General features: G+C 40.4%; 23 protein-coding genes, 1 tRNA gene and 1 riboswitch. Of the genes, 17 read left to right on the top strand and 7 right to left on the bottom strand.

Annotated features, from left to right (window positions below; translation table 11 throughout):
* Positions 1-2 precede the first annotated feature (2 nt).
* Entirely contained in the window at positions 3-1,061 is a 1,059-nt protein-coding gene (locus P343_RS28075; RefSeq protein WP_023510162.1) for a glycosyltransferase, read from the bottom strand.
* A 471-nt stretch (positions 1,062-1,532) separates the two neighbouring features.
* On the opposite strand from P343_RS28075, the gene P343_RS28070 reads away from it, so the two are divergent.
* The 6 genes from P343_RS28070 to P343_RS28045 all read left to right on the top strand — a co-directional run bounded on the left by P343_RS28070 (position 1,533) and on the right by P343_RS28045 (position 8,917).
* Positions 1,533-2,477 carry an NAD-dependent epimerase/dehydratase family protein gene (locus P343_RS28070; RefSeq protein WP_023510161.1) on the top strand — a complete coding sequence of 315 codons (945 nt, stop codon included), beginning with the start codon at positions 1,533-1,535 and terminating at the stop codon, positions 2,475-2,477.
* Positions 2,478-2,962: 485 nt separating this feature from the next.
* Complete coding sequence (locus P343_RS28065) at positions 2,963-3,781, top strand: UTP--glucose-1-phosphate uridylyltransferase (RefSeq protein ID WP_023510160.1); 819 nt, start codon at positions 2,963-2,965, stop codon at positions 3,779-3,781.
* Positions 3,782-3,801: 20 nt separating this feature from the next.
* Entirely contained in the window at positions 3,802-5,085 is a 1,284-nt protein-coding gene (locus P343_RS28060) for a UDP-glucose dehydrogenase family protein (protein WP_023510159.1), read from the top strand.
* 140 nt (positions 5,086-5,225) lie between these two features.
* Complete coding sequence (gene galE / locus P343_RS28055) at positions 5,226-6,215, top strand: UDP-glucose 4-epimerase GalE (RefSeq protein WP_023510158.1); 990 nt, start codon at positions 5,226-5,228, stop codon at positions 6,213-6,215.
* A 214-nt stretch (positions 6,216-6,429) separates the two neighbouring features.
* Complete coding sequence (locus P343_RS28050; RefSeq protein WP_031263936.1) at positions 6,430-7,095, top strand: putative nucleotide-diphospho-sugar transferase; 666 nt, start codon at positions 6,430-6,432, stop codon at positions 7,093-7,095.
* Between the two features lie 523 nt (positions 7,096-7,618).
* Positions 7,619-8,917 (top strand): glycosyltransferase, encoded by a 1,299-nt coding sequence (locus tag P343_RS28045; RefSeq protein ID WP_023510156.1) that lies wholly within the window; start codon positions 7,619-7,621, stop codon positions 8,915-8,917.
* Positions 8,918-8,932: 15 nt separating this feature from the next.
* On the opposite strand, the gene P343_RS28040 is transcribed toward P343_RS28045, so the two are convergent.
* The 3 genes from P343_RS28040 to P343_RS28030 form a co-directional block, all read right to left on the bottom strand.
* Positions 8,933-10,006, bottom strand: a complete 1,074-nt coding sequence (locus P343_RS28040) for a glycosyltransferase family 61 protein (protein WP_023510155.1) — start codon at positions 10,004-10,006, stop codon at positions 8,933-8,935.
* Between the two features lie 89 nt (positions 10,007-10,095).
* Entirely contained in the window at positions 10,096-10,851 is a 756-nt protein-coding gene (locus P343_RS28035; protein ID WP_023510154.1) for a glycosyltransferase family 8 protein, read from the bottom strand.
* Complete coding sequence (locus P343_RS28030) at positions 10,852-11,769, bottom strand: glycosyltransferase family 2 protein (protein WP_023510153.1); 918 nt, start codon at positions 11,767-11,769, stop codon at positions 10,852-10,854.
* A 132-nt stretch (positions 11,770-11,901) separates the two neighbouring features.
* On the opposite strand from P343_RS28030, the gene P343_RS28025 reads away from it, so the two are divergent.
* A complete protein-coding gene (locus tag P343_RS28025) occupies positions 11,902-12,903 on the top strand; it encodes a glycosyltransferase family 2 protein (protein ID WP_023510152.1) in 1,002 nt (333 codons plus the stop codon).
* Between the two features lie 15 nt (positions 12,904-12,918).
* Here P343_RS28025 and P343_RS28020 read toward each other — a convergent pair whose 3' ends face one another.
* Complete coding sequence (locus P343_RS28020; RefSeq protein WP_023510151.1) at positions 12,919-13,608, bottom strand: DUF273 domain-containing protein; 690 nt, start codon at positions 13,606-13,608, stop codon at positions 12,919-12,921.
* 23 nt (positions 13,609-13,631) lie between these two features.
* A complete protein-coding gene (locus tag P343_RS28015) occupies positions 13,632-14,582 on the bottom strand; it encodes an NAD-dependent epimerase/dehydratase family protein (protein ID WP_023510150.1) in 951 nt (316 codons plus the stop codon).
* Between the two features lie 65 nt (positions 14,583-14,647).
* On the opposite strand from P343_RS28015, the gene P343_RS0118840 reads away from it, so the two are divergent.
* The 10 genes from P343_RS0118840 to P343_RS27970 all read left to right on the top strand — a co-directional run bounded on the left by P343_RS0118840 (position 14,648) and on the right by P343_RS27970 (position 24,918).
* Complete coding sequence (locus tag P343_RS0118840) at positions 14,648-15,409, top strand: glycosyltransferase family 2 protein (protein ID WP_023510149.1); 762 nt, start codon at positions 14,648-14,650, stop codon at positions 15,407-15,409.
* Complete coding sequence (locus tag P343_RS28010; RefSeq protein WP_023510148.1) at positions 15,406-16,140, top strand: glycosyltransferase family 2 protein; 735 nt, start codon at positions 15,406-15,408, stop codon at positions 16,138-16,140. Before P343_RS0118840 ends, P343_RS28010 begins: the two co-directional genes overlap by 4 nt.
* Positions 16,141-16,288: 148 nt before the next feature.
* Entirely contained in the window at positions 16,289-16,648 is a 360-nt protein-coding gene (locus P343_RS28005; protein ID WP_023510147.1) for a hypothetical protein, read from the top strand.
* A 700-nt stretch (positions 16,649-17,348) separates the two neighbouring features.
* Complete coding sequence (locus P343_RS28000) at positions 17,349-18,374, top strand: NAD(P)-dependent oxidoreductase (protein ID WP_023510146.1); 1,026 nt, start codon at positions 17,349-17,351, stop codon at positions 18,372-18,374.
* A gap of 654 nt (positions 18,375-19,028) precedes the next feature.
* Positions 19,029-19,979 carry a ketopantoate reductase family protein gene (locus P343_RS27995; protein WP_023510145.1) on the top strand — a complete coding sequence of 317 codons (951 nt, stop codon included), beginning with the start codon at positions 19,029-19,031 and terminating at the stop codon, positions 19,977-19,979.
* Between the two features lie 168 nt (positions 19,980-20,147).
* Positions 20,148-21,341 (top strand): phosphopentomutase, encoded by a 1,194-nt coding sequence (locus P343_RS27990; RefSeq protein WP_023510144.1) that lies wholly within the window; start codon positions 20,148-20,150, stop codon positions 21,339-21,341.
* Between the two features lie 17 nt (positions 21,342-21,358).
* A complete protein-coding gene (locus P343_RS27985; RefSeq protein ID WP_023510143.1) occupies positions 21,359-22,657 on the top strand; it encodes a pyrimidine-nucleoside phosphorylase in 1,299 nt (432 codons plus the stop codon).
* A gap of 27 nt (positions 22,658-22,684) precedes the next feature.
* On the top strand, positions 22,685-23,338 hold the full coding sequence (deoC, locus tag P343_RS27980; protein ID WP_023510142.1) for a deoxyribose-phosphate aldolase: 654 nt from the start codon (positions 22,685-22,687) through the stop codon (positions 23,336-23,338).
* 125 nt (positions 23,339-23,463) lie between these two features.
* Positions 23,464-23,535 (top strand) — tRNA-Glu (locus P343_RS27975).
* A 189-nt stretch (positions 23,536-23,724) separates the two neighbouring features.
* Positions 23,725-24,918 carry an NAD(P)/FAD-dependent oxidoreductase gene (locus P343_RS27970; protein WP_023510141.1) on the top strand — a complete coding sequence of 398 codons (1,194 nt, stop codon included), beginning with the start codon at positions 23,725-23,727 and terminating at the stop codon, positions 24,916-24,918.
* A 105-nt stretch (positions 24,919-25,023) separates the two neighbouring features.
* Here the strand turns inward: P343_RS27970 and P343_RS27965 are convergent, their stop codons facing one another.
* On the bottom strand, positions 25,024-26,328 hold the full coding sequence (locus P343_RS27965) for an O-acetylhomoserine aminocarboxypropyltransferase/cysteine synthase family protein (protein WP_023510140.1): 1,305 nt from the start codon (positions 26,326-26,328) through the stop codon (positions 25,024-25,026).
* Between the two features lie 120 nt (positions 26,329-26,448).
* Positions 26,449-26,553, bottom strand: a riboswitch (SAM riboswitch).
* Positions 26,554-26,690: the final 137 nt, after the last annotated feature.

The following is a 26,690-nucleotide window of genomic DNA, read 5'->3' as shown; positions in this document are numbered from 1 at the left end:
AATCAGTCCCCTAACAATTCCTCATAATATTTGGCTTGCTGTAAAAGTTGTTGACTAAGCTCGAAATTTTGTTCGATTTTTTGACGAGCTGCCAGAGTATACGTTTCCCATTTCTGCCTGTTATGCAGCATAAATTCAATAGCATCTGCAAGTTCATCCACATTATTTTCCTGAACTAGAATGCCCTCTTTATTATGGGTGATCAGCTCAGGGATACCCGCATGAGAGGTCGAGATTACTGGCAAACCCGTTGCCATCGCCTCTTTTATTGTATTTGGGATACCTTCCACATCCCCATTAGATGCTTCCATGCTAGGAGCACAAAATAAATCCGCTTGAAACAATTCTTTCTGCACTTGATCTTTTGGAATTTGTTTAAGAAGACGGAAAGAATCACCTAGATTAAGTTGGTTCGCCAAAGAGTGGATTGCCTCTTCAAGTGGTCCACTTCCGATAATGGTAAGAGTGGCATTTGGGAATTTACTTTTTATTTTATGAAAAGCCTGGATTAATATTGGATGTCCTTTTTTTTCTACTAATCTTCCAAGGGATATTATATTTTGAGTGTCTCCCCGATCTGGTGTTCGATAGACGAATTGGCCAAGGTCAACACCACCATACAATACCCTGATTTTGTCTGACGGACAGCCTAAGTCCATGATCTTCTCCGCCAAGTAGTGACAGACAGGGAAAAACCGATCACCTTGGTCAAATAGCATCTTGATGTGTTCCAAATAACCAATTGGCTGGCCAGCAAGCGTGGCATCTCGTCCTCGAATGCTCGTTACGAGCGGAAGGTTCATTTCTTCTTTAAAAGGAAGTAATAAGATCCCTAACTGAGCATGATGTGCGTGCATTAGCGAAATATGATTTTTTTTTACAAATTCTGCTGGAGAGAAGATCTCACTTAGGTAATATACCTTTTCATTAAGAAGCGAAATATCCGCCATGTACTTAGGTTGTCGAACCATATGAATGTAATCAAAATCTGGGACTTGGCGGATCTGTTCAATATATTGGGTCGGATCAACCCTTAAATTTAAATGCATAACTGTATCCAACGCTACCTTCACCTCTCGAGTTATTATCAGCTACAAATACAGTATGTGTGACAGAAAATCTTGGTTTGGACAAAATGATAGGGTTTTAGATAAATGCTGTAATCACCTAATTTTGCATAAGTTTATTCTGTTTGGATCATCTTCTGGAACGTGTTCTGACAGACATTTTGTATAGAAGGGAAATAATATACACATTCATCACTTTAGTGAGAGTCTGTTTCTGTATAGACAAGTTACTGAATTTTTACCCAAGAATAGTATGTAAAAAAATAAGGATATTGTATCGATCAGAGAGTGATTATTTAGATATGCGGTCATGATACTTAAGTGCATGCTTAGATGTTTTTGTAACCAGGGATTTCTAATTTAAAAAAATGCTGAGTGGAGAAACATGCTGCTGAACTGTCGAATTTTCATCTACCTAAGAATTGCCCGGAAGCATGGACTAAAGTACTTAGGAGTTGGTAGAGCATGAGAATACTGGTAACAGGGGCTGCTGGTTTTATCGGTTCTCACTTATGTGAACGGTTATTGCAAATTAAAGATCATCACGTCATCGGTGTCGATACATTGATGAACAATTCGAAGATAAAACAACGTAACTTGGGTACTTTACTTAAAAATCCACGATTTCACTTTCACAATGTTCATTTGCTGAACACCAATTTGAGTCCATTACTTAAAGATATAGATGTTGTCTATCATATGTCAGGCGTGCCTGGTGTGCGTTCAAGCTGGGGAAGTGATTTCGATCAATATGTGGCAAGCAATATCCTAGTCACTCATAAACTGCTCGAGGCTTGCAGAGAACTGCCATTAAAGAAATTTATTTATATCTCCACTTCATCAGTTTATGGCGAAAAAAAAGGAAAAGTGTCTGAGAATGCTCTACCTGAACCTTTATCCCCAAATGGAGTAAGCAAACTTTCCGGGGAAAATTTATGCAGGGTATATCAGGAAAATGAAGGGATTCCTATTGTTATTTTACGATACTTCTCTGTATATGGACCCAGACAGTATCCTGATATGGCTTTCCATCGCCTTATTCATCATATTCTCCAAAGAAAACCGATTCAGATATATGGTGACGGAAAACAAACACGCGATTTTACGTATGTTGGTGATTGTGTTGAAGGCACACTTTCCGTACTTTATACAAATAAAGTTATCGGTGAAACGATTAATATTGGCGGGACAGAAAGAGCATCTATCCTTGAAGTTACGAACATGATCAAGAAGATTCTGAATGCGAAGATCCAAATAAATTTTATCGAGCAGCCTAAAGGTGAACCTAAACATACTTGGGCCGACCTATCTAAAGCACGGAGTTTGTTAAACTACCAGCCGATCATTTCACTAAAATCAGGACTTGAAAAAGAAATCAACGATTTAAAACTTTTCTATAAAGAGGGCTGAACCGATAACGAATAGCGGTTTTTCCCAACACATGGCTCGTCAAGAAATATGAGATTTGTAATGAGTTTATTCCAAAATGTAGCCTGAAGAAAACATCGAGAGGATAATTTTTCCCTCCCGATGTTTTAATTTATCAGCCGGTGCAGTAGCAGATGGGACCGTTCTTCCACTCTGTTTCAATTGGTCTGACTTTTCTTAGCATGCCTATCCGACATGTCCATTGCGATTTTCATTTTTACCGATTTGATTCACACTATTCAGACTATATCGACATTCCCTCTGTAACTAAGATTGTCCCATTCTATTGTTAAACTATTTCAATACTTCACCCATTAAGTAGGCTTTGATAGAACGCCTCTACGTTTCATATGCCGCCTATTAAAATTCACCTTCACAGGTATCTATAAAGTGCCCTTTATGCTATTGGACAAGTTACTCTTAGTCCACTTATGAATACATTGTTAACAAAGAAAGGTGGCTTAAATATGGTCAAAAAAGCGATTATACCTGCAGCGGGGTATGGAACGAGAAGCCTGCCGATTACAAAAGTCTTACCAAAAGAAATGTTGCCCATTTGTGGTCGACCCGCTATTGATTATATCGTTCAGGAAGCAATTGATTCAGGAATTGAACAGATTTTAATTGTCGTATCCAAAAATAAGGATATGATTCTTGACTATTTTGATAGATCACTAGAGTTAGAAGCCTATTTAAAAAAGAAAAATAAAACAGATTTATTAAAGAAGCTGGATCAGCCTAAAGTTCATATCCAATATATCCGACAGCCTTATCCTACCGGTCTGGGGGATGCAGTTCGATTGGGTAAGTTTTTTGTTGGTCAGGAACCATTTGCCGTTTTGCTTCCTGATGAAATCGTTGTTTCACAAGATAAAACAGCATTGCGTCAGTTAATTGAAAGTCGTAATAAGCTAAAAGGGAATGTGCTTGGGCTAAAGCGTATGGATCCATCCGAGCTTAAGAGCTATGGAGTGATCGATCCTCAGAAGTTGGACGACACAACCTTTAAGCTTAAAAACATTATTGAAAAAGCACAGGATTCCTTTCCATCGAATTTAGCCGTTGTGGGAAGGTATATTCTTGAACCTTCTATATTCGACTATTTAGATCGACTGCAGCCTGGTGTTGGATCAGAAATTCAATTAACAGATGCCATTAAAGCGATGTTAAGCGATATGCCCAGCTATGGTATAGAGATTGTCGGACAGCGATTTGATATTTCGAAGATGCCTGAGTATGTGTCTCTCACAAATTTGCTGTGCGGTTCGGCCCATGGTGAAGGTTAACATTTTGGAGGTTACTTATTATGAAAATTTTAATTGTTGGAACGGGTTACGTTGGCACAACCACAGCCCTTGTTTTTTGTGAAAAGGGTCATCAGGTGACAGGACTTGATGTTGATGAAAAGAAAATAAGAAGACTGCAATCCGGTCAGCTTCATTTTTTTGAACCTGGATTAGATGAATTATTAAAAAAGCACCTAAGGGAAGGAAATCTTTCTTTTACACAAAATGAATCGAAAGCCATTGAGGAAAATGACATTATTTTTATTTGTGTCGGTACACCACAAGATGAGGATGGAAGTGCTGATCTAAAATACGTTCAAGATGTGGCTGAAAGGATTGGGAAAAACCTGAATGCCTATAAAGTCATTGTAGATAAAAGTACCGTACCTGTAGGAACTGCTGACAAGGTTACGAAATGGATCACACAACATCAAGAAAAAACTGTTCCATTTGATGTGGTTTCTAATCCTGAATTTCTTCGCGAAGGGTCAGCCCTCCACGATGCCTTGAAACCTGATCGAATTATCATTGGGCATTCAAGTGAGAAAGCCCTGCATTTTATGAGGGAACTCTATAAGGATTTTGATTGTCCATTCGTTGATACAACGCAAAAAACAGCCGAAATGATCAAGTATGCCGCTAATTCTTTCTTAGCTTTAAAAATCTCTTATATAAATGAGCTTGCACGATTATGTGATGTCTTAGAAATTGAGGTTGATGACATTTCAAAGGGGATTGGACTTGATCACCGGATAGGTGAGGCCTTTCTAAATGCTGGCATTGGTTATGGAGGGTCTTGTTTTCCAAAGGATGTCAGTGCCTTGCTCAAAACAGCTGAAACGAACCATCAATCGCTATCTATTCTGGAAGCAGCCGTGAAAGTTAACAAATCACAGCCAAAATATTTTATTGAAAAACTTCAGGCTGCTCTGGGTAGTTTGGAAAACAAAGTGGTTGCTGTTCTCGGATTAGCCTTTAAACCCAACACCGATGATACACGTGAATCGCCAAGCTTCAAAATCATTGATGATCTGGAAAAAGCGGGAGCTAGGGTAAAAGTCCACGACCCAACTGTAAAAGTAGGATCGGGCTATACCTTCAAGCAAGTCCAAACAGTCGAGGAATGTGTTTCAGATACCGACGCCATTATCTTGTGTACGGGTTGGGAACAATATAAAGCTATTGATTGGGTATCAGTCAGAAAACGCGTACGATTCCCCTTTATCGTTGACGGTAAAAATATACTGAATGCAAATGAAATAAAGCATGCGGGCTTCGATTATTATGCAATCGGGAAAAGTTAATCGCTTCATAACGATAAGTAACGCTAACAGTGACTACCAACGGTTTCAATGGAGAAGCGTTCATTAGTTGTTAAAAGTAAATAGTTGAACACTTCTATCATGGCTCGACGGATATGACAAAAGATTGGAGGAGATTGCCCATGATTCTGGTAACAGGCGGAGCAGGCTATATAGGAAGCCATGTCACGAGAGAACTAATAAACCAAGGCTATAAAGTCATTGTATTGGATAATTTGTCGACTGGACATCAATCGGCCGTTGACGGGAGAGCTGTTTTTAAATTAGGTGATATTAGTGATCGTCAAATACTGGATGACTTATTTAATCAATATGACATTGAAGCAGTGATGCATTTTGCTGCTAATTGCCTAGTTGGTGAATCCGTCCAGAATCCGCTAAAGTATTACGATAATAATGTAGGTAAGACGACACGACTGATTCAGAGCATGATCAAGCATAAAGTGAATAGATTAATTTTTTCGTCAACTTGCGCCATCTATGGAGAGCCCGAACAGGACTTAATCACAGAACAACTACCGAAAAATCCGATTAATCCATATGGAAGATCTAAGCTTATGATCGAGACGATTTTAAACGATACCTCAAACAGCGATGGGTTAAGCTATATTTCGCTCAGATATTTTAATGCGGCAGGGGCTCATTTTTCTAGTGAAATCGGAGAGGATCATGATCCTGAAACACATTTAATTCCAAATATCCTAAGGCACCTGCAAGGCGCTACAGAAGAAATCGATGTTTTCGGCAATGATTATGATACACCTGACGGTACATGTATCAGGGATTACATCCACGTTCAGGATTTATCGAAAGCGCACATTCTCGCTTTAAAGTACCTTTTATCACAACCTAAAATAGGGTTGCAGTATAACCTGGGTAATGGAGAAGGGCACTCTATAAAAGAAGTTATCAGTGAATGTGAACGGATAACAAATAAAAGAGCAAAGGTAAATTATGCGCCTAAAAGACCTGGGGATCCACCAATTTTGGTTGCCTCATCCTCTAAAATAGTGAATGAATTAGGATGGGTCCCGGATTATACCTTAACTGACATTGTCCGTTCAGCCTGGAAATGGCATCTCAAACATCCACACGGCTATGAATCATTTTGAGATTGAGATTAATACGAAGTTATTTAGAGCATACAAACAATGGGGGGCTGGGGCTAACCCCCATTTTTGTTCATCATTGAGATGATAAGTTCCAGATTGTTATTTTCACGAATAATTTGATGGAAGGACAGATTGAGATAAGGAGTGAACGGCTATAAGTCACTTAGAACTTCCTATACCTGAAGTCAACTTCAAATTGGATCCAAAGAGTACTATGATTATTTGTAGCAGTGCAACCGGAGAAATGCACGAAATGGAATTGAAGATAATGAAACCTACGGTTGAAGCCTATGCCAAAAAGCATAACATGGATACGATTTTTTTTACGGAGCGATTCGATTTAAGCAGACCCGCATCATGGGATAAAATTATCATTCTATATAATTTATTAAAAAATTACGATATTGTCATGTGGATGGATTCAGATGCAATATTTTTAGATAACAGTTTAGATATACGAACCGAATTAAATGAAGATCATGTTATGTTTATGGTCACCCATTACGGAAGATCACCAATTTGGCCTAATGGCGGATTAATTGTTGCGAAAAAAGACAAAAAGACTTTTGATTTATTAAATAAAATATGGAATGAAACAGATGTGATTCACCATCCATGGTGGGAACAGCAAGCTATTTTTAATGTATTAGGTTATGAAAATTCCTATCACAACATAATTGCCTACCACCCTAACGAATATAGCAACCTTATTGGGCCATTAGATCTTAAATGGAATTGCAGACCAATAGATGGTGATGTAAGTGAAGATCCCATCATTATGCATTATGGGGGTCTTCCTCATGAAACCAGGATTAGTGGAATGATATCTTGCCTGCGTATTTTTAAGATAAGAACGAGACGAGATAAGTATAGGAGGTAAAACGATCAGTTGAGATATGGATCATCATTCCATTTTATGATGAAGCCCCTTAAAAACTTGTTTTGGCTTTATTCTCTTGCAAACAGTTAACCATACCAAGTCTGAGGTTACCTTTACAGATGCCGTATCTGATGGATGAAACGAATGCTTAGCTTCCGGTGAGCCGGAAGACTTTTTGTTTACCCTACAGAATGAGTGGTTCCTCTTCCTTTTTCATCAGCTTTCAGCCCTAGTATGCCAGGATACCATAAAGTGTAGTGCCATAACGAAGACAACGACAATTTAAGGCTCTAGTGTTTCGGGAAATAAAGCACCTCATTCCAGCTGGCTCGTCCTTTTTCGTGATACGGTTCACTGTGGATCTAATAAGGTTTTTAATTTGCTGTTTTCATAAAGTACGTACATATAGTGTTCCTATACTTTCATGCATAAAACCAAAATATAATACATATAGTGTGAACGGATATTATTCATGTAGTCTGTTTATTTTGCCTCACTTTCCGATCATGATGTTAACATCCAAGTGAACACACTTAAGCCGAAATTACCAATAATAATATTGGTAGAAAAAAGTAAAGGAGGGTTTACCATTAAAATTCTTTATCTGATACATCAATTCTTCCCGGAAACATATACAGGTACTGAAAATTTCTTGCTAAATCTTTCCGGACAGGTAAAGACTAATGGGCATGATGTGAAAGTAATTACCCATAGTTTTCAACCCGACTCATATTTCGAACAGATCTATGAAAACATAATGTACAAAGAATTTCTTTATAACGATATCCCCATTATTGCATATAAACATATTAACGACCCCGGTCCTCAAACGCTTTATCAATCGTTGGAAGATACTGAATTAACCGGGTTTGCAAACATGATTTTTCAAAAAGAGCAGCCGGATATTATTCATGTTGCCCATCCCATACGGATGGGCGAATTTATTAAAGTTTCAATAAATAGGAACATCCCTTACTTTATAACACTTACCGATTTCTTCTTTATGTGCCCTAAAGGTATATTTATGACAAGTGCGGGGTCACCTTGTTTGGGTGCTAAACAAGGTGATGCTTGTAGAACCCTATGCCCAGAGATCAATAATGAATTTGTCAAATATCGTTACAACCAATCTAAGAATATGCTATTATCTGCAAAAAAGGTCATTGCCCCATCCTTCTTTTTGGCAAAAATGTTTCAGAAGGAGTTTCCTGAACTAGATATAAAAGTTATAAATTACGGAATCAATAAAGAAAAATGTATTCAGAATAACACCGTTTATACTAAAGACCAAAGGCTGACATTTTGCTATGCGGGAAGCCACTATTATCATAAAGGGCTGCATGTTTTAATAAAAGCATTCCTAAGTCCCAAGGTTGAAAAAGCTAAGTTAAAAATCTATGGATCTGGGAATGATGAATCTTATAATAATATGATTAGAGAATCCTCTAAAAATGGTAATATTGAACTTTGTGGCGTTTATGATGAAATGGATGTTGGGAAAATTTTTAGTGGGGTTGATGTACTTATCGTTCCTTCAATCTGGCATGAAAATTGCCCATTTGTGGTTTACGAAGCATTAGCATGTGGATTACCTGTCATAGCTTCAGATGTCGGTGGTATAACAGAAATCATTGATGATTGCCGGAATGGTTTTATCTTTCCAAGAAGTAATTCGGAAAAACTCACCAAAATATTAAGAAAATTGATAAAGGAACCAAAGTTATTAAATAGGATAAAAAATAATATTAAAAATGAAAAAGTTAGAACAGTCCAGGAAGAAGCTAATGAGTATTTTAATCTCTATCAATCTATGAATAATTAAATTAGATTGTTTTTATTAAAGGCGCATTCTTTTTAGGTAGGCTGCAAATTTAGGAATATTTAGGGTTATGTCATCTGCTCCCGGCCATCTATTTAACTCCTGTGGGCCCTTTTCACCAATAAAATAATAATACTCTAATTCTCCCAATGAACTTATTCCATAGTAATGGGCGATAATATAATTTGGATGAAAAATTTCCAGAACCTTTGTTCCAGGCTTGCAGAACGTTAAATTTGTTAAGGATGCCCCGTGAGCAGATATTATGGCTTCTGCGGACGAAAAAAGTTGAATCTGTTCGGTCACTGAGAGAGATTCCAATTCCACTTTAACAAAACCATATTTGCTTAATATCTGCATTATTTGATCTTCATTTGTGATTTTTCGCGACCATTTTCTGCTAATGTAGATTCGCTTTTTATCAGAGGAATTAGATTCATAATCTTTTAAAAATGTTTTGCGTAGAAAATCATATCCCCATTTTGTGGGGAACGTCGGTTGTGTAGGAATAATTAAATTTTCAGCCTGAACATGAAAGCCGGCGTGTGTCATTAATAATTTCTCATTATTTAGTCCTAATTGACGCAAGGTTTCGGTTTGGTAAGGGTGCTCGGGTTCTGTATTCACGATAAATTGATCAACCGTTAGACCGCTCAGCTGAATTAAATGAATCCGGGGAATCACCTCATACATCCAATGATAATAATTCCTGCTAAAAACATGTGTCAGATCTGCAGCATTTTTGACGAAAGAAACGGCAGGCAATATATTCTCTTTAAAAATAGAATGATTCTCGGGAGTAATATCAACGCCCTCAAAAGATACATCCCATACGAGTTGATTATCAGGAGTAATGATTGCTCCATTTACTCCCCATACACGCCCGTTCGGAATAACCGCAACATAACCACCCTGTGATTTTAATTTACTTGGAAACCATGAAGAAGGCCAGGGAGGACGACGTTTCGTTCTACTTAAAATAGACGTTTCAGGGTAGAATTCTTTAATATCAACGCCCAAGTAGCCATCCTTTGCAGCGGTCCACTCTTTTATAGAATTAACAATTCCATTAGGCGGTAGTAAATGACTCAAAAAGACACCCCTATTCATTTTAATTTTCTTCGATCTTTAAGATTGCAAAATTTGCATTGTGGTCAACCGGATTTGCTTTTGTTATTCATTTACCAGTTTAGTCTCTGTCTATAGTAATCGTATTCTTCTTTAAGATAAGGTTCTCCATTCCAAGGTTTGACATCTGTATTGAAATGAATAATCTTTGGCTGAATCTTTAAGTGTCCCATCCTGTATACTTGATAGTTCCACGTGTAATCAAGTTCAAACCATTTATTGTACAGTATGGCGTTAAGCGCATCCTGATCCCACCACATGATTTTTGAAGAATGTTTCCTGATAAATTGAAAAATCCTTTTCGAAATATTGTTTTTCCGCCACTTTTCAAGGTTCATTAGCATAACGCCTGAATTAAAGTATTTATACCTCTTAGATAATCTGATTCCGGCAATATCGACCGGGTCCTCGACAGCACCTAAAAAATAGTGACCCAATTGCTTATTGTTCCATAATTCAAGGAGATCGTCTTTAATGATCAGATCACTGTCGAGATACAATGCTTTTTTTATCTTCCTGTCTAAGAGATCGGGTATGGCTATCCGATAGAAAGCTTCGCGGCTCACATGTCCCCAGCCTTTACAGTATTTGAAAAGCTTCTGATCGACGTTCAGGAATATAGGAGAGGAGTTGAAGCCTTGGAGGAGGTTACGTAACTTTAATTTATTATCCTCCGACAAATCTCCATCGATAATATAGATTTGATAGCGCGTTTCCGGCGCTTTATTTTCAAATAAAGAAAGGAGCATCGTAGCTAAATGAACGGCGTAGTTGTCATTGCAAAGTGTAATTATTGAGACATCGTCCATTTATGATCCCTCACGTCGCTGTTTGTCCAGTTGCCTATAATTGTCGGCTAAGGACTCGCAATAGTTTAGTAGGTTGACAATAGCATTGACCTCGTGATCTGTGGTGTACTTTAAATCCAGTGAACGGCAGAAAGAAACGTTCATTGGAACATGTCTTTCCTGATGATCCGATATCGCTTCAACATTTAGATCAAAGTTATTTTCTTTAAGTTCATCAAAGAGGGTATGCCAGTGATAATTAAAGCCCTCGCTATAGTTATAAGAAGCAAGTGTGTTAATCCATCCTACGGTTATTTTTGATTTTAATTGTTCAATGGATCGATAAGGAAAATGTCTTAATTTCAGGGTCTGCAATTTAAGTGTTTGTATATTTTTTTTATCAAATAATAAATCATGATTGCCACCGGAAATAGATGGGGAATAAGTATCCATTATTTTTTTCGAAACGATGACTTTAGGCCAATAATCTTTTATTGGACTTGCGAAAGTAAGCCTTTTCGGTATAAACAACTCGTTTTCATTTAGGTTTATGGGGAAGTACGTATATTCTCGTTCAATGTAATAAACTTTATTTGCCGATAAATTATTTACTAATTTTCGAGGATTTCCAGAAAAATTAGGTGCCATTAAAAACTCATCAACGTCTAAAGGGAATATAAAATCAGGACCAAATTGATCGAAGGTATCCCTGATTAAATCTGTTGTTTTGTCTCCCTGGATATATTCCAGACTAACGTCATGTTTTAAATAGACAGGAAGGCCCTCTGCTTGCAACTGGTAGATAATATCAAGAGATCGATCCGTACTCCCATTATCTAGAAGGACCATACCATCAAAAATATTCAGATGGTATCTAATGTAGGACTCAATGATATCAGCCTCATTCTTTAACATGCCGACACAGAATATTTTTTTCATAACAATCCCCCTTAAGTTATTATCACTCTCCCGGTCGTTATAGTTTATTCACATTATTTTTATGTGTATAGATGATGGCACAAATTCTCGCCAAGCATAAGATAAACCAAATGTTTTGGAGGGAGTGTACCTATGGAGTTATCTGTGGTAACAGCTGTTTATAATGGTAAAGCTCATCTCGAAGAGGCTATTCATAGCGTACTTAATCAAACTTTTCATGACTTTGAATATATCATTGTGAATGACGGTTCAAATGATCAGACAAAAGAAATACTAGACGGAGTGAACGATCCTAGAGTAAAGGTGATTCATTTAGAGAAGAACAAAGGTGCTGCCAATGCCCTAAATACAGGTATTCACGAAGCCAATGGTGAATGGATTGCCCTTCAAGACGCCGATGATGTTAGCATGAAACAGCGCCTACAAAGACAATTAACCTATATAAAGTCCCACCCGGAATTTGCTGCTGTTGGTTCCCTCATTCAATGTATACCTGGGGATGAAATGGTTGATCCGAATTTTCTGGAAATGGAATCGTACTTTTTCAACGCCAAAGATCCAGGACAATTCAGGAATGAACAGTTTTACAGTACACCTATTTGTCATGGTACGGGCCTTTTCTCAAAAAGAGCTTTTCAAAATGTTGGAGGATATGATCCCGCATTTAAAATAGCTTATGATTATGACCTTTGGTCGAGAATGTTTGGAGAGGGAGAAATTGGAAGAATACCGGAAGTCTTATATCAATACAGAGTTCGGACCCATTCTCTTGCACACACTAATCGAATAGAGACAACATGCGAAATTCTCCTGAGCACGTTTAAATCTATAGCGAAGGTAAAGTTCGACCATTTAAACAGAATACCCAAACTGCTTTTACTTGGTTCACAAAAAGAGATTGCCTTTTATAAAGAAAAAATATCACCTAGAAATCATTATTTACAGATGCTATTTCTTGAACAGAAACTGAGTGACATGAAAAAAGCTTACTCATTATACCGATTTAATAAAATTGATGGGATTGTTCTGGCTTCAAATCCTCAAATTGATCGGATTTTTCGGTTTTTTGTCGGCAAGGGTTTGTCATTCGGAAACCAAATCTTTAAGGTCTGGATACCAGATGATTTTTCATAAAAGTGAAACCATCAATTATTTGTTTTTTAAAAATAGCTTGTAACTCTCTTGCATGCTGGCCAATCTTTCCTCAAGGGGAACGCCGCAGTGATGAACAATAACAGGATTACTGGCTGCACCTAAAAATCCACCCCACGACATCATGCTGTTGTATTTGATATCCAGAGTTTTAATACAATGCGTATATTCAGTCGGTCCCACATAGTAAAAGAAATCACGAGGATTGGGATAACCTAAAAGCTTGAAAAGGGCACCTTGTTCCCATGGATGATTGGGAATATGATCCGTTTGATTCCATATATCTTCTAATATTTTTATGGATTGATCCGTTTTTTTAACGACCCACACCCCTGTATTCGGGCAACAGGGTTCCACTCCCTTGTGCGTGCAAAGGTGCATATCATAGTTTGAATCAAGGTCGTCTTTAATATTTTGGTGAGGATTTACAATCATGGTGTCAGCATCCATCCAGATGACCAACGAATAATAATCCAAGAGTCTGCGTATTAAAACGACTTTATCCCAGGCCACGGGTCTGTCCGTCAACTGGTAGGTGACGAAGACGGTATCAAATCCATGTTTATTTGCGTATAAGTCGACTGTTGGTTTCATTAAGTGCAACAAGTTTTGATGTTCACCGATGGCGAGTGAACAAATTACTGTATCACTTGAAGGGTGAAGACTAAGATCAACGTTGGGAATCAATATTATGACCTCTTCTCAATTTATCAAATCTTGTCTTTATAAGCTTTTATTGTCGCTTTAAGTCCTTCATCCAGAGAAACAGTAGGTTCCCAGTTTAAAAGCCTTTTAGCCTTCTCGAGATTCGGTTTTCGAATCGTGGGATCATCAACTGGCAGCGGTTGATAAACAATTCTGCTACTGGATTGTGTCAAGTGCTTTATTTTTTTTGCCAGATTGAGAATCGTTATTTCAGCAGGATTGCCAATATTAATGATTTCTCCAGTAGCATCTTCCTTTTCCATCAACAATTTTAAGCCATGAATGGTATCGGTGACGTAACAAAAGGATCGGGTTTGGGTCCCGTCACCATAAACCGTTATATCTTTACCCGTTAAAGCTTCCGTCACAAAGTTTGAAATGACACGGCCATCATCATTTGCGAGACCTGCCGAATACGTATTAAAAATGCGTGCAACCTTCACTTTGACATCATATAAGGCATGGTAGAGGTAACAATACACTTCACCGAGCCGTTTGGATTCGTCATAACAGGCTCTTGGGCCCCAAGTGTTGACATTTCCACGATAAGTTTCCGGCTGAGGCGTGATTTTTGGGTCACCGTAAGCCTCGCTCGTACTTGTAAACACTATTTTTGCATCGCTTTTCATGGCTAATTCAAGCATGTTTTTTGTACCTAGTGTGTTCACTTCAACGGTTTTTAAGGGATGTGCCTGATAACTCCTGGGAGAAGCGGGTGACGCCAGATGATAGATTTCGTCTACCCCGTTTAAAAGAGGATGACTCAGTAGCTTAGGAGAGCAAATATCCATACCTATAAAAGTAAACTTTTCGCTGTTCATATCAATCATATTTTTGGACTTTCCAGTTAACAAGTTATCGATGCCGACGACCAGGTTTCCCTCATCGATCAATTCTTTTACCAGATGAGATCCTAAGAAACCTGCCGCTCCGGTTACGACGATTTTTCTTCCCATTTTTACACCTCATTTATCTTTCGATTCACGTTGATAACATACTATGAAGAGGGGACATGAATGGTATGGACAATAAACTCAATTGGAGGGATTTTGTGATAACCGTGGTGACGAGTACGATGCGACAGGAGATGTCAGATCATATTCTAAAGAATTTCCTGAGGCAGGATTATCATCCAAAAGAATTAATCATTCTTCTAAATAAAAAGGAGTTAAATGCAGGCCAATGGAAGGAAAGAACGGCAAATTATAACAATATCCGTGTTTTTCAATTGGATGAAAAAAAGACATTAGGAGAATGCCTGAATTTTGGCGGACAACAAGCACTCTATGATGTCATTGCCAAATTTGATGATGATGATTACTATTCACCTGCTTATTTAACGAATATGGTCGGTCAATTAAAGAAGAAAAATATTGATGTCATCGGTAAGTCTTCTATATTTGTTTATTTTAAAACCGAGAAAAAACTGAGCTTATTCAGAAGAAGTAAAAGTCCTTTTTATATAAGAAACGAGAGGGATTTAAAAAGGGCATTAGCGGGAGGAACGCTTATATTTAAAAAGGCTGTTCTAAAAAAGGTACCCTTTGCACGTTTAAATAAAGGAGAAGATCTTCAATTTCAAAAGGATTGTCTCCAACAAGGTTTATCTCTGTTCTCAAGCGATCCTTATGATTATGTACTCTTTCGATATGATCCAAAACATCATCAGCATTCATGGAATATAGACAACCAAATCTTTCAGCGGTATTGTCAGTTGATATCTGTGACGGAGTCCTTTGAGGGTCTGATCCAACGACCTCAAACAAAGCGTGATGCTCCATGATCTCCGTTGTCGTCTCAACTTATCGTCTGCGATTTATCGACAATATTATTGAAAACTTTTCAAAACAAACACTTGCCGAAAAAGAGCTGATTTTGATCCTCAATACTGAGGATATAGATGTTTTACCCATTAAAAAAAAGCTTGCAGATTGCGGTGTTCGCGGTGATATCCATCTTTTATCAGCAAATATAAGTCTTGGTGAATGTCTCAATCAAGGGGTAAAAAGAGCACGTTATCCTACGATTGCTAAATTTGATGATGATGATTATTATGGAAAATATTATTTAGAGGAAGCCCAGCATGTACTAACTGAAACAGGTGCTGAATTCATTGGAAAACAATCCTTTTTCATTTACTTTAAAAACACGAACGAGCTTCGATTATATAATCCCAATCATGAGCACATCTGGATTCCGGATCGTGGCTGGTCCGCTTATAAAAGAACTTATTTTTTTAGCGGGGCAACTTTAGTTATCAAAAAGAGCATTGCTGAAACTTACCCTTTTCCAAACACTAACCTTGGGGAAGACATCCGGTTTCAAAAAAACTGTTTTCTCAATGGAATCAGGATGTATGCTACCTCTAAAATGAATTATGCTTATTTAAGATATCCATTACCTCATCATCATACTTCCGAAAGTCGTGACTTTTTGTTAAAGAAGAAAAGTGATTGGGTCACCCGTACAATGAATTTTAACCTCGTGGTAGATCAGATGAGTCCTATTTTTTAAGTGTTTAATGTCTATAGTTCCTGTTTGTATTCAGTGATGACGGAATTCAGGCTACTTCATTATTTTCGATCGAATTAGGTTTAAGCACTGCCAAGTGACGCTCCAACAGAATATGGTACAAGTGAGAAAATAATGAGGGGTGAAAAGATTGGGCCATAAAAAAAAGTCTGTTAACAAAATAGAACTTCAAGATAAACAAGAGGACTGTAAATGTTCTGAAAAAGAACATCCCGATAAAAAAGAGGAGTGCACATGCTCTAAAAAAGAACCTCATGATCACGATTCCTGTCAGAGTGGTATCTGTCAGCTGTTAAAGAAAGCGGGGTCAGGGACAATGGTCAGGGTGGTTACTGATTCAGGGGACATCATTGAAGGGAAATTTCTTGGGCTTAGTGAGGAGAAATGCTGCGCAATCATTGAGGTTAATGAGATCGTCTCGCCACCTATTCCGTGTGAAGTCGTCTTTGTTGACTGTCTGAAAATCGAAAGTCTTGTCTTTATTAACTAAAGAAACGAGTTGTGTGGGTCAGACGCCTACCCAAGTGACAGATGCCCTCCTTTCTGTTACAGGTAATAGCCGGTCTGGTCTTTTTTTAGTTCAATTTTAACGACGATGGAATACGGATTTATAAATAAGGTTACAAGAGAAGTGGCGATAAATAGGTTGTCACTTTTTTTACAAATTACTGTAGTGTGAGAGGTCTAAAGCTAAAGAATTCCTCCTCAATTCCTGATCAAAAATAGCACAAGTTGTATTTCGAAGCTAATATTTTGTATCGTATGCACACAATAAGCATAGAGTTCATTTGCTTAATGAACGAAATAAGTGCTTTTTACGGTTGGGGTTTCAGATATTGAAGAATGGGTATAGGTATAGCAACAATCAAAAGATGGGCTTGCTGTTAGCGGAGATTGAAATCGATTAGCAGATTGCTATTTCACAAAAAGATCACTTTTTCCGCACTTTAGTGGATTGTCGCTGACAAGGTGCAATGTTATAATTCTAGGGTGAAAAAAGATTTCAGAATCGTTCGCTTTACAATGGTTAAACTAAGGAATACTTGGCATGATGTAAGAACGACGTGAAGAAACTTTTTTTCAATATTGTGAAAACAATCACGAAACAGGTTCCAATGCGTATCAGGTTACAGCCCTGGTGTTCAGAAACATCAGGTGTAGAATAAATTTCTTTAGGAGGATGTTTGAGCATGGCTTTTAAAATCATTGCGTATGGTGTTGAACCTTACGAAGAACATTTGTACAGTGAACTGAATAATTACGGTTACGAATTAACGTTGGTCAATGACTTGCTGACTGCCGACAATGGAGATCTTGCGAAGGGTCATGACGGTGTACTGTTGTTCGTTAACTGCCTTGCAGACCGTGCGAACCTTGAAAAATTCAATGAATATGGCATCAAATATGTATTCACACGTACTGCCGGATTTAACCACATTGATCTTCAGGCTGCTTCTGATCTTGGCCTTAAGGTTGCCCGCGTTCCTGCTTATTCACCTAATGCGATTGCCGAACTTGCTGTATACCTTGGCACATCTTTGCTTCGCCACACGGTTTATACAACCGGCAGAACTGCTAAATTGAACTTTACTGTTACAGAAACAATGTTCAGCCACGAAGTTCACAAATGCACCGTTGGTATCGTCGGAACTGGTAACATCGGTTGTGTTGAAGCTGAGTTGTACAAAGGCCTTGGCGCTAAATTGCTCGGCTATGACATCTTCCAAAGTGATCGTGCTAAGAAATTAGTTGATTTTAAAGAACTTGATGAACTGCTTGCTGAATCGGATATCGTCAGCCTGCACCTTCCTTACTTCCCAGGAAAGAATGAAAACTTTGTTGGCGAAGAATTCATCAGCAAAATGAAAGACGGCGCGATCCTGATCAATACCGCTCGCGGTGAAATCGTTGACGAAGCTGCAGTTACAAAAGCAATTAAGAGCGGCAAACTCGAAGGCTTCGGCGCAGACGTTCTGACTGACGAAGCTCGCTTCTTCGGTAAAGACTTCTCCGACGGCAGTGAATTCCCTGATGAAACAATCAAGGAATTGATTGAACTGTATCCAAAGGTATTGATCACACCTCACGTTGCAGCGATGACTGATGTAGCCGTTTCAAACATGATTTCTACAAGCTATGACAACTTCAATGCAGCACTTAAAGGTGAAAGCCTCGGACGCGCTGAAGTTGAACTTCCTGAACCAGCTGCAAAATAAGTTATTAATCGATAAAAAACGGTCTTGCTGAAACAAGCAAGGCTGTTTTTTTTGCAAGTAAAGAAAGTATACGATTTTTGGCAAAACTAAGTTGATGATCAAACGCGCAGATGCGAGACTTCTGCGAGAACTGCGAGCCAAGTGATACCCCGCAGATTACCGCCTGTCTGAGGAGGCTCACGGATCGCCCGCGGCCGCACCTGTTGATGCGAGCAATCGGAGCGTAGTCAAGGTTAGTGCCCAGTCACCGCGTCTTGCGGGAGTACGAACCGGGAGCTTTTTGCCCGGTTTTTCTTACGCTCGAATATTTGAAACGTTGATATTTGCCTAATTAAATGAAAATATTCTTAATCTTCTATTGACATCAGAATGTTCATCGTGTAAACTAACGACACTCACAAAAAATAGTCTTTCAAGAAGGTCTTTATATGTTCCGTTCAAAAGCGAATGAATTAGTCGTCATTTTGATTAGTTAGGACTCGGGTACATCAATCGTTTAATCGATCGCATGTGCTTGAGTCCTCTTCGTTCTGAATGGGACTTGGGTAAAGCCCCATTCAGAATCAACTGGATGGGGCTTTTTAATTGGACTGGATACTTCGAAGAAAAGGAAGGCGCTTTTTGTCCGTTACACAGAAAAAGGAGACGAGAAGGATGAAAATTGTTGTTATTGGAGCAGGAGCAATGGGGTTAAGGTACGGCGTGCTTTTACAAGAGGCCGGAAATGATGTTCATTTCGTAGACACGTGGGAGCCTAACGTTGAAGCGATTAAGAAGAACGGCGGCGTTACGGTCTGGCGTGATGGTAAAGATGAGCGTTTTGCAGAGATTAGCGTCAGCTATCCTGAGGAATATCATGAAGAACCCGAGCTGGCAATTGTTTTTATCAAAGATATGCATACGGTTGAGACCATGGAAAGGTGCAAGCACTTCATTAGCAAAAATACTTATGTAATGACCAACCAAAACGGCTTTGGTGGTGCTGAATATATCGCTCAATTTGTGCCGCGTGAACGAATCATCGCAGGTACGGCAATGATCGCTACGGTCATGAAAGGTCCTGGAAAGGTTGACTTTATCGGAAAACGTGGCGCCGGCCATGTTCATATTGTTCGTGTAGAAGGCGAACCTAATGAATTCATCTATAAAGTTGCTGCTGAAATGGAAAAAGCGCTCATGAATCCAACTGTTCAAAAAGATTATATGGGTACGGTTTGGACCAAGCTTGTCTTTAATTCGGTAGTGAACACGCTGTGTACACTGATGAACATGAAAATGGGCGAATTCGCAGCCTATAAGAATGCAAAAGAAATGTCGCGCAAACTGATTTATGAAGCGTATGAAGCCATTGACGCTGAAGGATTTAAAATGGAAGTGACACGCGATGAGCTTGTTGATCAGGTTATGTATGTTTCTCAAGTCGGTAATCCTCTGCACTACCCATCGATGCATCAGGATATGACTACCAACAGGCCGACAGAAGTTGATTATATTAACGGAGCCATTGTCCGTCTTGCTGAAAAACACGGACTACAAGCGCCCTATCATTCGATGCTTGTGGATCTTGTCCATCTTAAAGAAGAGTCGAGAAAATACCAAAATTAATCTATTTATAGCATTCAATCTCGAGATAAGGGTGATTCTCCCCTCATCTCGAGGTTTTTTTTGCGGCTTTTTTTTCGATGGGGTAAAATGAAACAAGACAACAGACAGGCTATAAGGAAGATGACGTATCTTCTTTCCATGCACTAGCGTTAATTCAGGAGGACAATGATGACTGAAAAATTTAAACGTGTTCATATTATTGTGTTAGATTCAGTGGGCATTGGGGAAGCATCCGATGCAGCGAAATACGGAGATGAAGGCTGCGATACTTTGGGCCATACAGCGGAAGCGATGGGCGGATTGAATGCTCCAAACCTCGCTCGATTAGGGCTGTCCAATATTCGCCCTGAGCGCCCGATCCTAGGTGTTCCCGTTCAACCACAACCGGCGGCTTACTATAGCAAGATGCATGAGGTTTCTGCCGGTAAGGACAGTATGGACGGTCATTGGGAAATGATGGGGCTTCCGGTACTGACTCCATTACACACATTTCCTAACGGTTTTCCAGAAGAATTAATCAGTAAGATTGAAGCATTCAGTGGGCGCAAAGTGATTTGGAACAAACCGGCAAGCGGCACGGAAATTATTAAAAAACTCGGTGAGCGTCAGATGAAGACAGGGGAACTGATTGTGTACACATCAGGAGATTCCGTATTGCAAATCGCTGCGCACGAGAAAGTCATCCCATTGGAAGAATTATATAAGATTTGTGAATACAGCCGAAAGCTAACCATTGACGAGCCGTACCACCTTGGCAGAGTCATCGCTCGCCCTTTTCTCGGGGACAATGCCGAAAATTTCGAACGAACGGCGAACCGACGTGATTTAACACTCGTTCCACCGGAAAAAACGGTTTTAGATTTGCTAGCTGAAGCCGGACTGGATACGCTCGCGATAGGTAAAATTAACGACATCTTCAGTGGGCAGGGCATTAAAGAGGGCTGGCATACGGTTAGCAATGATGACGGCATGGAGCGGTTCATTTCAATTTTGGATCGTGATTTTCACGGACTCAGCTTTACCAATCTTGTTGATTTCGACGCTAAATACGGGCATCGACGCGAACCTGTCCTTTTCGGGAAAGCGATTGAAACATTCGACCGGCAGCTGGGGCAAGCATTATCTAAACTCAAAGAAGATGACTTGCTCATCATCACCGCCGATCATGGCAATGACCCTGGTTTTAGAGGAACGGATCACACACGCGAATATGTACCGTTGCTTGTTTATTCACCGGCATTTGCCGCTGGTCAAGAGCTTCCTGTACGTGAAACGTTTGCAGACCTTGGGGCAACAATAACCGATAATTTTAAAACGACGATGCCGAAGGTCGGTACGAGTTTTCTGGATGCTTTAAAATGAGATCGAGGTGAGCCGTCATGCGGATGGTAGACATTATTACGAAAAAGCGGGATGGCTATGCGCTTTCCCCCGAAGAAATCCGTTTTTTCATAGAAGGCTATGTCAGTGGCTCGATACCGGATTATCAGGCAAGCGCACTAGCCATGGCCATCTATTTTAAGGACATGACTGATGTAGAAATTGCCGAACTGACACGGGCGATGATTGACTCCGGAGAAACCGTCGATTTGTCGGCAATCACTGGTGTCAAGGTAGATAAGCATTCAACTGGTGGTGTCGGCGATACAACCACGCTCGTCCTTGCACCGCTTGTTGCCTCCGTTGGCGTACCGGTCGCCAAGATGTCCGGTCGCGGTCTCGGGTTCACCGGCGGTACGATCGATAAACTTGAATCCATTGCCGGTTTTTCAGTTGAGATGACTAGTGATCATTTTGTTCAGCTCGTCAATCGTGACCAGATTGCGGTCATCGGTCAGACAGGTGATTTGGTTCCGGCAGATAAGAAACTTTACGCTTTGCGTGATGTTAGCGGGTCTGTTGAATCCATTCCGTTGATCGCAAGTTCGATCATGAGCAAGAAGATTGCAGCGGGAGCAGATGCGATTGTCCTCGAAGTGACTTGCGGATCCGGTGCCTTTATGAAAAAGGAGGAAGATGCGATCCGGCTCGCGGAAACGATGGTTCAAATCGGAACGCATGTCGGGAGAAAGACAGCGGCTGTTATTACCGATATGTCTCAGCCGCTCGGTTTCGCCATTGGCAATGCTCTTGAAGTGAAAGAAGCAATTGACACCTTGCAGGGGCATGGACCAAACGACTTAGAGGAGCTAGTTTTCGCGCTTGGCAGCCGAATGGTGCTGCTCGCCGGAAAGGCTGAAAATCTGGAAGATGCCAGAGGGCAGCTTGAGCAAGCGCTGGCGCAAGGGAAGGCCTTCGCTAAATTCAAACAGTTTATAGAAAATCAAGGCGGAGATCCGGCGATTGCAGATCACCCAGAGCAATTGCCGCGTGCCAAATACCAAATCGACCTTCTGGCCAAAGAGTCCGGTGTTGTTGCTGAATTAAGGGCGGATCAGATCGGGCTTGCAGCGATGCTGCTTGGCGCCGGACGAGCGACGAAAGAGGATTCAATTAATCATGCGGCAGGCATAGTGCTGTGCAAAAAGGTCGGCGATCGAGTAGCGAAAGGTGAGCCACTTTTGACGATCCATTCGGATTCCAAGGATGTCAGCCGGATTGAAGAAACGTTGTATCACCATATTAAAATCGCGCAGCACGCGGACAGACCACAATTGATTCACCGGATAATTTCCTGATAATCAAGGCAAAAAGGAGAAAAAATCATGACAGATCTCGCAAAATATATTGATCATACGGCGTTAAAGCCTGAAACAACAGAAGCAGATATTTTAAAACTAACTGATGAGGCAAAGAAGTTTGGTTTTGCTTCGGTATGTGTCAATCCATGCTGGGTTGCGCTAGCCGCAGACCAGTTAAAAGAATCAGATGTAGAAGTATGTACCGTGATCGGTTTTCCTCTTGGCGCTTCAACTCCGGAAGTTAAAGCATTTGAAACAAAGGATGCGATCGATAAAGGGGCTGATGAGGTTGATATGGTCATCAACATCGGCGCATTGAAGAGCGGACAAGAGGAATTAGTGGAAGCTGATATTCGTGCTGTGGTGGAGGCAGCCGCGAAGCGCGCTCTTGTCAAAGTGATCATTGAAGCGTGCCTGTTAACTGAAGATGAAAAGGTTCGAGCGTGCCAATTGGCTGTCAGAGCAGGTGCGGATTTTGTGAAAACCTCTACCGGTTTTTCTACAGGAGGAGCTACTCCGGAAGATGTCGCGCTGATGCGTAAGACTGTAGGCAAGAATATCGGTGTCAAAGCAGCGGGAGGCATCCATTCTAAGGCTGAAGCTGAAGCAATGATTGCTGCCGGTGCCACGCGAATTGGTGCCAGCTCAGGGGTAAAGATTATCGCAGAATCCCATTAACCAGAATGTCTATAAGCTTTCTGTATACTATAATCAGGACTTGAAATCTATTGTTGAAATATGTTATACTTCTTGTCGTGCTAAATGTGCGGAAATATTTCGCGGGAATTTTGCACGATGATTATAGGGCGTTGGGCAAGTGGTTAAGCCAATGGATTCTCATTCCATGATCGCGGGTTCAATTCCCGTACGCCCTCTATTTAAAGACCTAGCCATCCCACCAGGCAACGCGTAACCAAAGGTGCGGATGGTTTTTATTTTCCACATTATTGAAAGCGTTTACATTTTAGGTTACAATAAAAGAGGAAATGTGAATAAAATGTGACAAGAATGATTCTTATAGTATGGCTTGTTAATCAATGCCGCCGGCAAGGGGGATGATGGTATTGGAAAAGAAAAAAATCGTCATTTTAGGTGCGGGTTATGGGGGATTACGCACGTTAAAAAAGCTTCAGAAGTTGAAGCCAAATGCTGATCTTATTATCATAGATAAGAATAACTACCATTGTGAAACAACCTCACTTCATGAGGTTGCGGCTGGTACGGCTGATGCCGATGAAATCTGTTATTCAATCGATCAGGTCATCGATCGGAAAAGAACGCTATTCATTCAGGATACAGTTGTCCGCGTGGAACGGGAATCAAAGCGCGTAATTTTACAGGATAGCGAGCCCGTGTCCTATGATTATCTGCTGATCGGTTTAGGGTTTGAACCGGAGTTCTTTGGTATTCAGGGAATGGATGAATATGGGCTAGCGATCTCGGATATTCCATCCGTTAAGAAAATTCGCCATCATATTGAGGATCAATTTAAGAAGTGGGGGGATGACCGGCGAAAGGAACGTCTGATTATTGTGGTGGGAGGAGCCGGATTTACCAGTTTTGAATTTTTGGGAGAACTGACAAATCGGGTACCCCATTTAATTGCCCGCCATCGAGTCGACCGTGGGTTGGTACGTGTGATCTGTATTGAACCGACACCCAACGCATTACCTATGTTCAATCGTCATCTTGCGGAGTATGGCGCTAACAAGCTGATTGATCGCGGGGTAGAATTTGTGATTGGCAGAGTGAGTGAATTGGATGGTGAGCGTATTTTTTATAAAGATGGAAATGAGACGCATACGCTCCAGGCAGGTACCTTTATTTGGACCGGCGGAGTAAGTGGTAGCTCTGTAGTCGGTCGTTCGGGATTCGAACAGCATCGCGGACGTGTTGTTGTCAATACGGATCTGACGGTTGCGGGCAATTCCGAGATTCTCATCATCGGTGACTGTTCTGCGGTTATTGATCCTGAGACAGGGCGTCCGTATCCGACAACCGCACAAATAGCGATGCAGCAAGCAGATTGTGCTGCACATAATCTTTATGCGCTGATTGAAGGTAGTCCAACGAAACCGTTTGTTTTTAAATTTATGGGTACGGTTTGTTCACTGGGACGAGACGATGCAGTCGGAGAAATCATGGGCAGAAATCTGAAAGGACGGCCTGCATCAATTATGAAGAAAGTCATTGAAAACCGGTCATTAGTGAAAATCGGTGGTGTAGAGACGATGATTAAAAAAGGAAGATTTAGTTAAAGCAAATAAAAGGGTTAATTATAAACAAAGTAAAGGAGCCTGCAAAGTTGATTTGCAGACTCCTTTATCCTAAATAACCCCCATATATGATGCTCTATCTATTTGTTAATTGCTTGTTACTGGAACGGGAATCTTAGCCAGTGCTTGATCAAGATCATAGATAATATCGTCAACACTTTCAATACCGATTGAAACACGGATCAATTCAGGCGTTACACCGGTAACGGCTTGTTCTTCCGGAGTCAGTTCGGCGTGTGTTGTGCTTGCCGGATGAATAATCAGTGATTTTGCATCGGCAACATTTGCCAGCAGAGAGAACAGCTTGACATTATTAATCAATGCTTTTCCTGCGTCCTTTCCGCCTTTTACACCAAAGGTGAAGATGGAACCGGCACCCTTTGGCAGGTATTTCTTGGCAAGGGCATTGTATTTGTTTCCTTCAAGTTCAGGGTAGTTTACCCAAGTAATTTTAGGATGGTTGTTCAGGTATTCAGCAACCTTGCGTGCGTTTTGAACATGGCGTTCTACGCGGAGGGAGAGGGATTCAAGGCCTTGCAGGAACAGGAATGCGTTTTGCGGGCTAACCGTAGCACCTGTGTTGCGCAGCAATTGAACACGCGCTTTTGCAGCGAATGAGGCAGGAGCGAGGTCTGCATAGACCAGACCACCGTAGCTCTTATCAGGAGTCGTGAAATCAGGGAATTTGCCGCTTGCGCGCCAGTCAAATTTTCCGCCGTCAACGAGGATGCCGCCGATAGCTGTGCCATGGCCGCCAATGAATTTTGTAGCGGAATGCACGACAACATCTGCTCCGAATTCAATCGGGCGAACAAGATAAGGTGTGCCAAATGTGTTGTCAACAATTAAAGGAATTTTGTTTTCATGTGCAATGTCGGCAACAGCTTCGATGTCCAGTACATTAATTTTAGGATTACCGATTGTTTCGCCATAGAGTGCTTTTGTATTCTCCTGAATTGCATCACGGAAGTTTTCCGGATCATCCGGATCAACAAAAGTAACGTCGATACCAAGTTTTTTCAAGGTAACAGCAAACAGTTCATAAGTACCGCCATACAAAGTGGAGGCAGCGACAATATGGTCTCCGCTGTTTGCAACGTTCAGAATTGCGTAAGTAATAGCTGCCAGACCGGATGATGTTGCGAGTGCTGCTGAACCGCCTTCAAGCTGAGCAACGCGTTGTTCAAAAACGTCTTCTGTAGGGTTCATAATACGTGCGTACACATTACCCGGTTTTTTTAATTGGAAGAAGTCCGCTGCTTCGTCCGCATCTTTAAATACGAACGAAGTTGTCTGATAGATCGGGACAGCGCGCGCACCGGTTGTTGGGTCGGGCACCTGTCCTGCGTGTACTTGCAACGTTTCAAATCCATATTGCCTTTCTTCTGCCATGTTCCATCTCTCCCTGTGTTCTTTGTTTTCATTAAATAAAATCTTAGAAAGGAGGTGCGCAGATTAAAAGGCTACATTCCCGCAGAGTAGATGGGGAATGCAGCCTTTTCGCCGATTCTTTTCTTATCTGCCAGAACTTAATCTGCTGGAATTAACACCATACACACAATCTGTGCTGGTTGTCGGGCTTCGTCGGGCCAGTCCCTCCGCCACTCTTGATAAGATTTATTTAATTGAGTTCAGTTTAGTCTCGTTAAATGGATTTGTCAAGCATAAATACAAGTAAAAAGGTAGTTTTAATATAAATAAATAAGAGTGGAGAATTTCATTCTAAATTCTCCACTCCGTATTGATAAAATTAT

The sequence above is a fragment of the Sporolactobacillus laevolacticus DSM 442 genome (assembly GCF_000497245.1).
Lineage (GTDB): Bacteria > Bacillota > Bacilli > Bacillales > Sporolactobacillaceae > Sporolactobacillus > Sporolactobacillus laevolacticus.
The sequence above is the reverse complement of the archived record's forward strand: the minus strand, read 5'-3'. Positions and strand labels throughout refer to the sequence as shown.

Coding starts and splice junctions, on each gene's coding strand:
- P343_RS28050 (WP_031263936.1), top strand. CDS start 6,430: ATGATTATTTGTAGCAGTGCAACCGGAGAAATGCACGAAATGGAATTG.
- P343_RS28025 (WP_023510152.1), top strand. CDS start 11,902: ATGGAGTTATCTGTGGTAACAGCTGTTTATAATGGTAAAGCTCATCTC.
- P343_RS27965 (WP_023510140.1), bottom strand. CDS start 26,328: ATGGCAGAAGAAAGGCAATATGGATTTGAAACGTTGCAAGTACACGCA.
- P343_RS28065 (WP_023510160.1), top strand. CDS start 2,963: ATGGTCAAAAAAGCGATTATACCTGCAGCGGGGTATGGAACGAGAAGC.
- P343_RS27985 (WP_023510143.1), top strand. CDS start 21,359: ATGCGGATGGTAGACATTATTACGAAAAAGCGGGATGGCTATGCGCTT.
- P343_RS28035 (WP_023510154.1), bottom strand. CDS start 10,851: ATGGACGATGTCTCAATAATTACACTTTGCAATGACAACTACGCCGTT.
- P343_RS28015 (WP_023510150.1), bottom strand. CDS start 14,582: ATGGGAAGAAAAATCGTCGTAACCGGAGCGGCAGGTTTCTTAGGATCT.
- P343_RS28060 (WP_023510159.1), top strand. CDS start 3,802: ATGAAAATTTTAATTGTTGGAACGGGTTACGTTGGCACAACCACAGCC.
- deoC (WP_023510142.1), top strand. CDS start 22,685: ATGACAGATCTCGCAAAATATATTGATCATACGGCGTTAAAGCCTGAA.
- galE (WP_023510158.1), top strand. CDS start 5,226: ATGATTCTGGTAACAGGCGGAGCAGGCTATATAGGAAGCCATGTCACG.
- P343_RS28030 (WP_023510153.1), bottom strand. CDS start 11,769: ATGAAAAAAATATTCTGTGTCGGCATGTTAAAGAATGAGGCTGATATC.
- P343_RS28000 (WP_023510146.1), top strand. CDS start 17,349: ATGGCTTTTAAAATCATTGCGTATGGTGTTGAACCTTACGAAGAACAT.
- P343_RS28070 (WP_023510161.1), top strand. CDS start 1,533: ATGAGAATACTGGTAACAGGGGCTGCTGGTTTTATCGGTTCTCACTTA.
- P343_RS0118840 (WP_023510149.1), top strand. CDS start 14,648: ATGGACAATAAACTCAATTGGAGGGATTTTGTGATAACCGTGGTGACG.
- P343_RS28010 (WP_023510148.1), top strand. CDS start 15,406: ATGATCTCCGTTGTCGTCTCAACTTATCGTCTGCGATTTATCGACAAT.
- P343_RS27990 (WP_023510144.1), top strand. CDS start 20,148: ATGACTGAAAAATTTAAACGTGTTCATATTATTGTGTTAGATTCAGTG.
- P343_RS27995 (WP_023510145.1), top strand. CDS start 19,029: ATGAAAATTGTTGTTATTGGAGCAGGAGCAATGGGGTTAAGGTACGGC.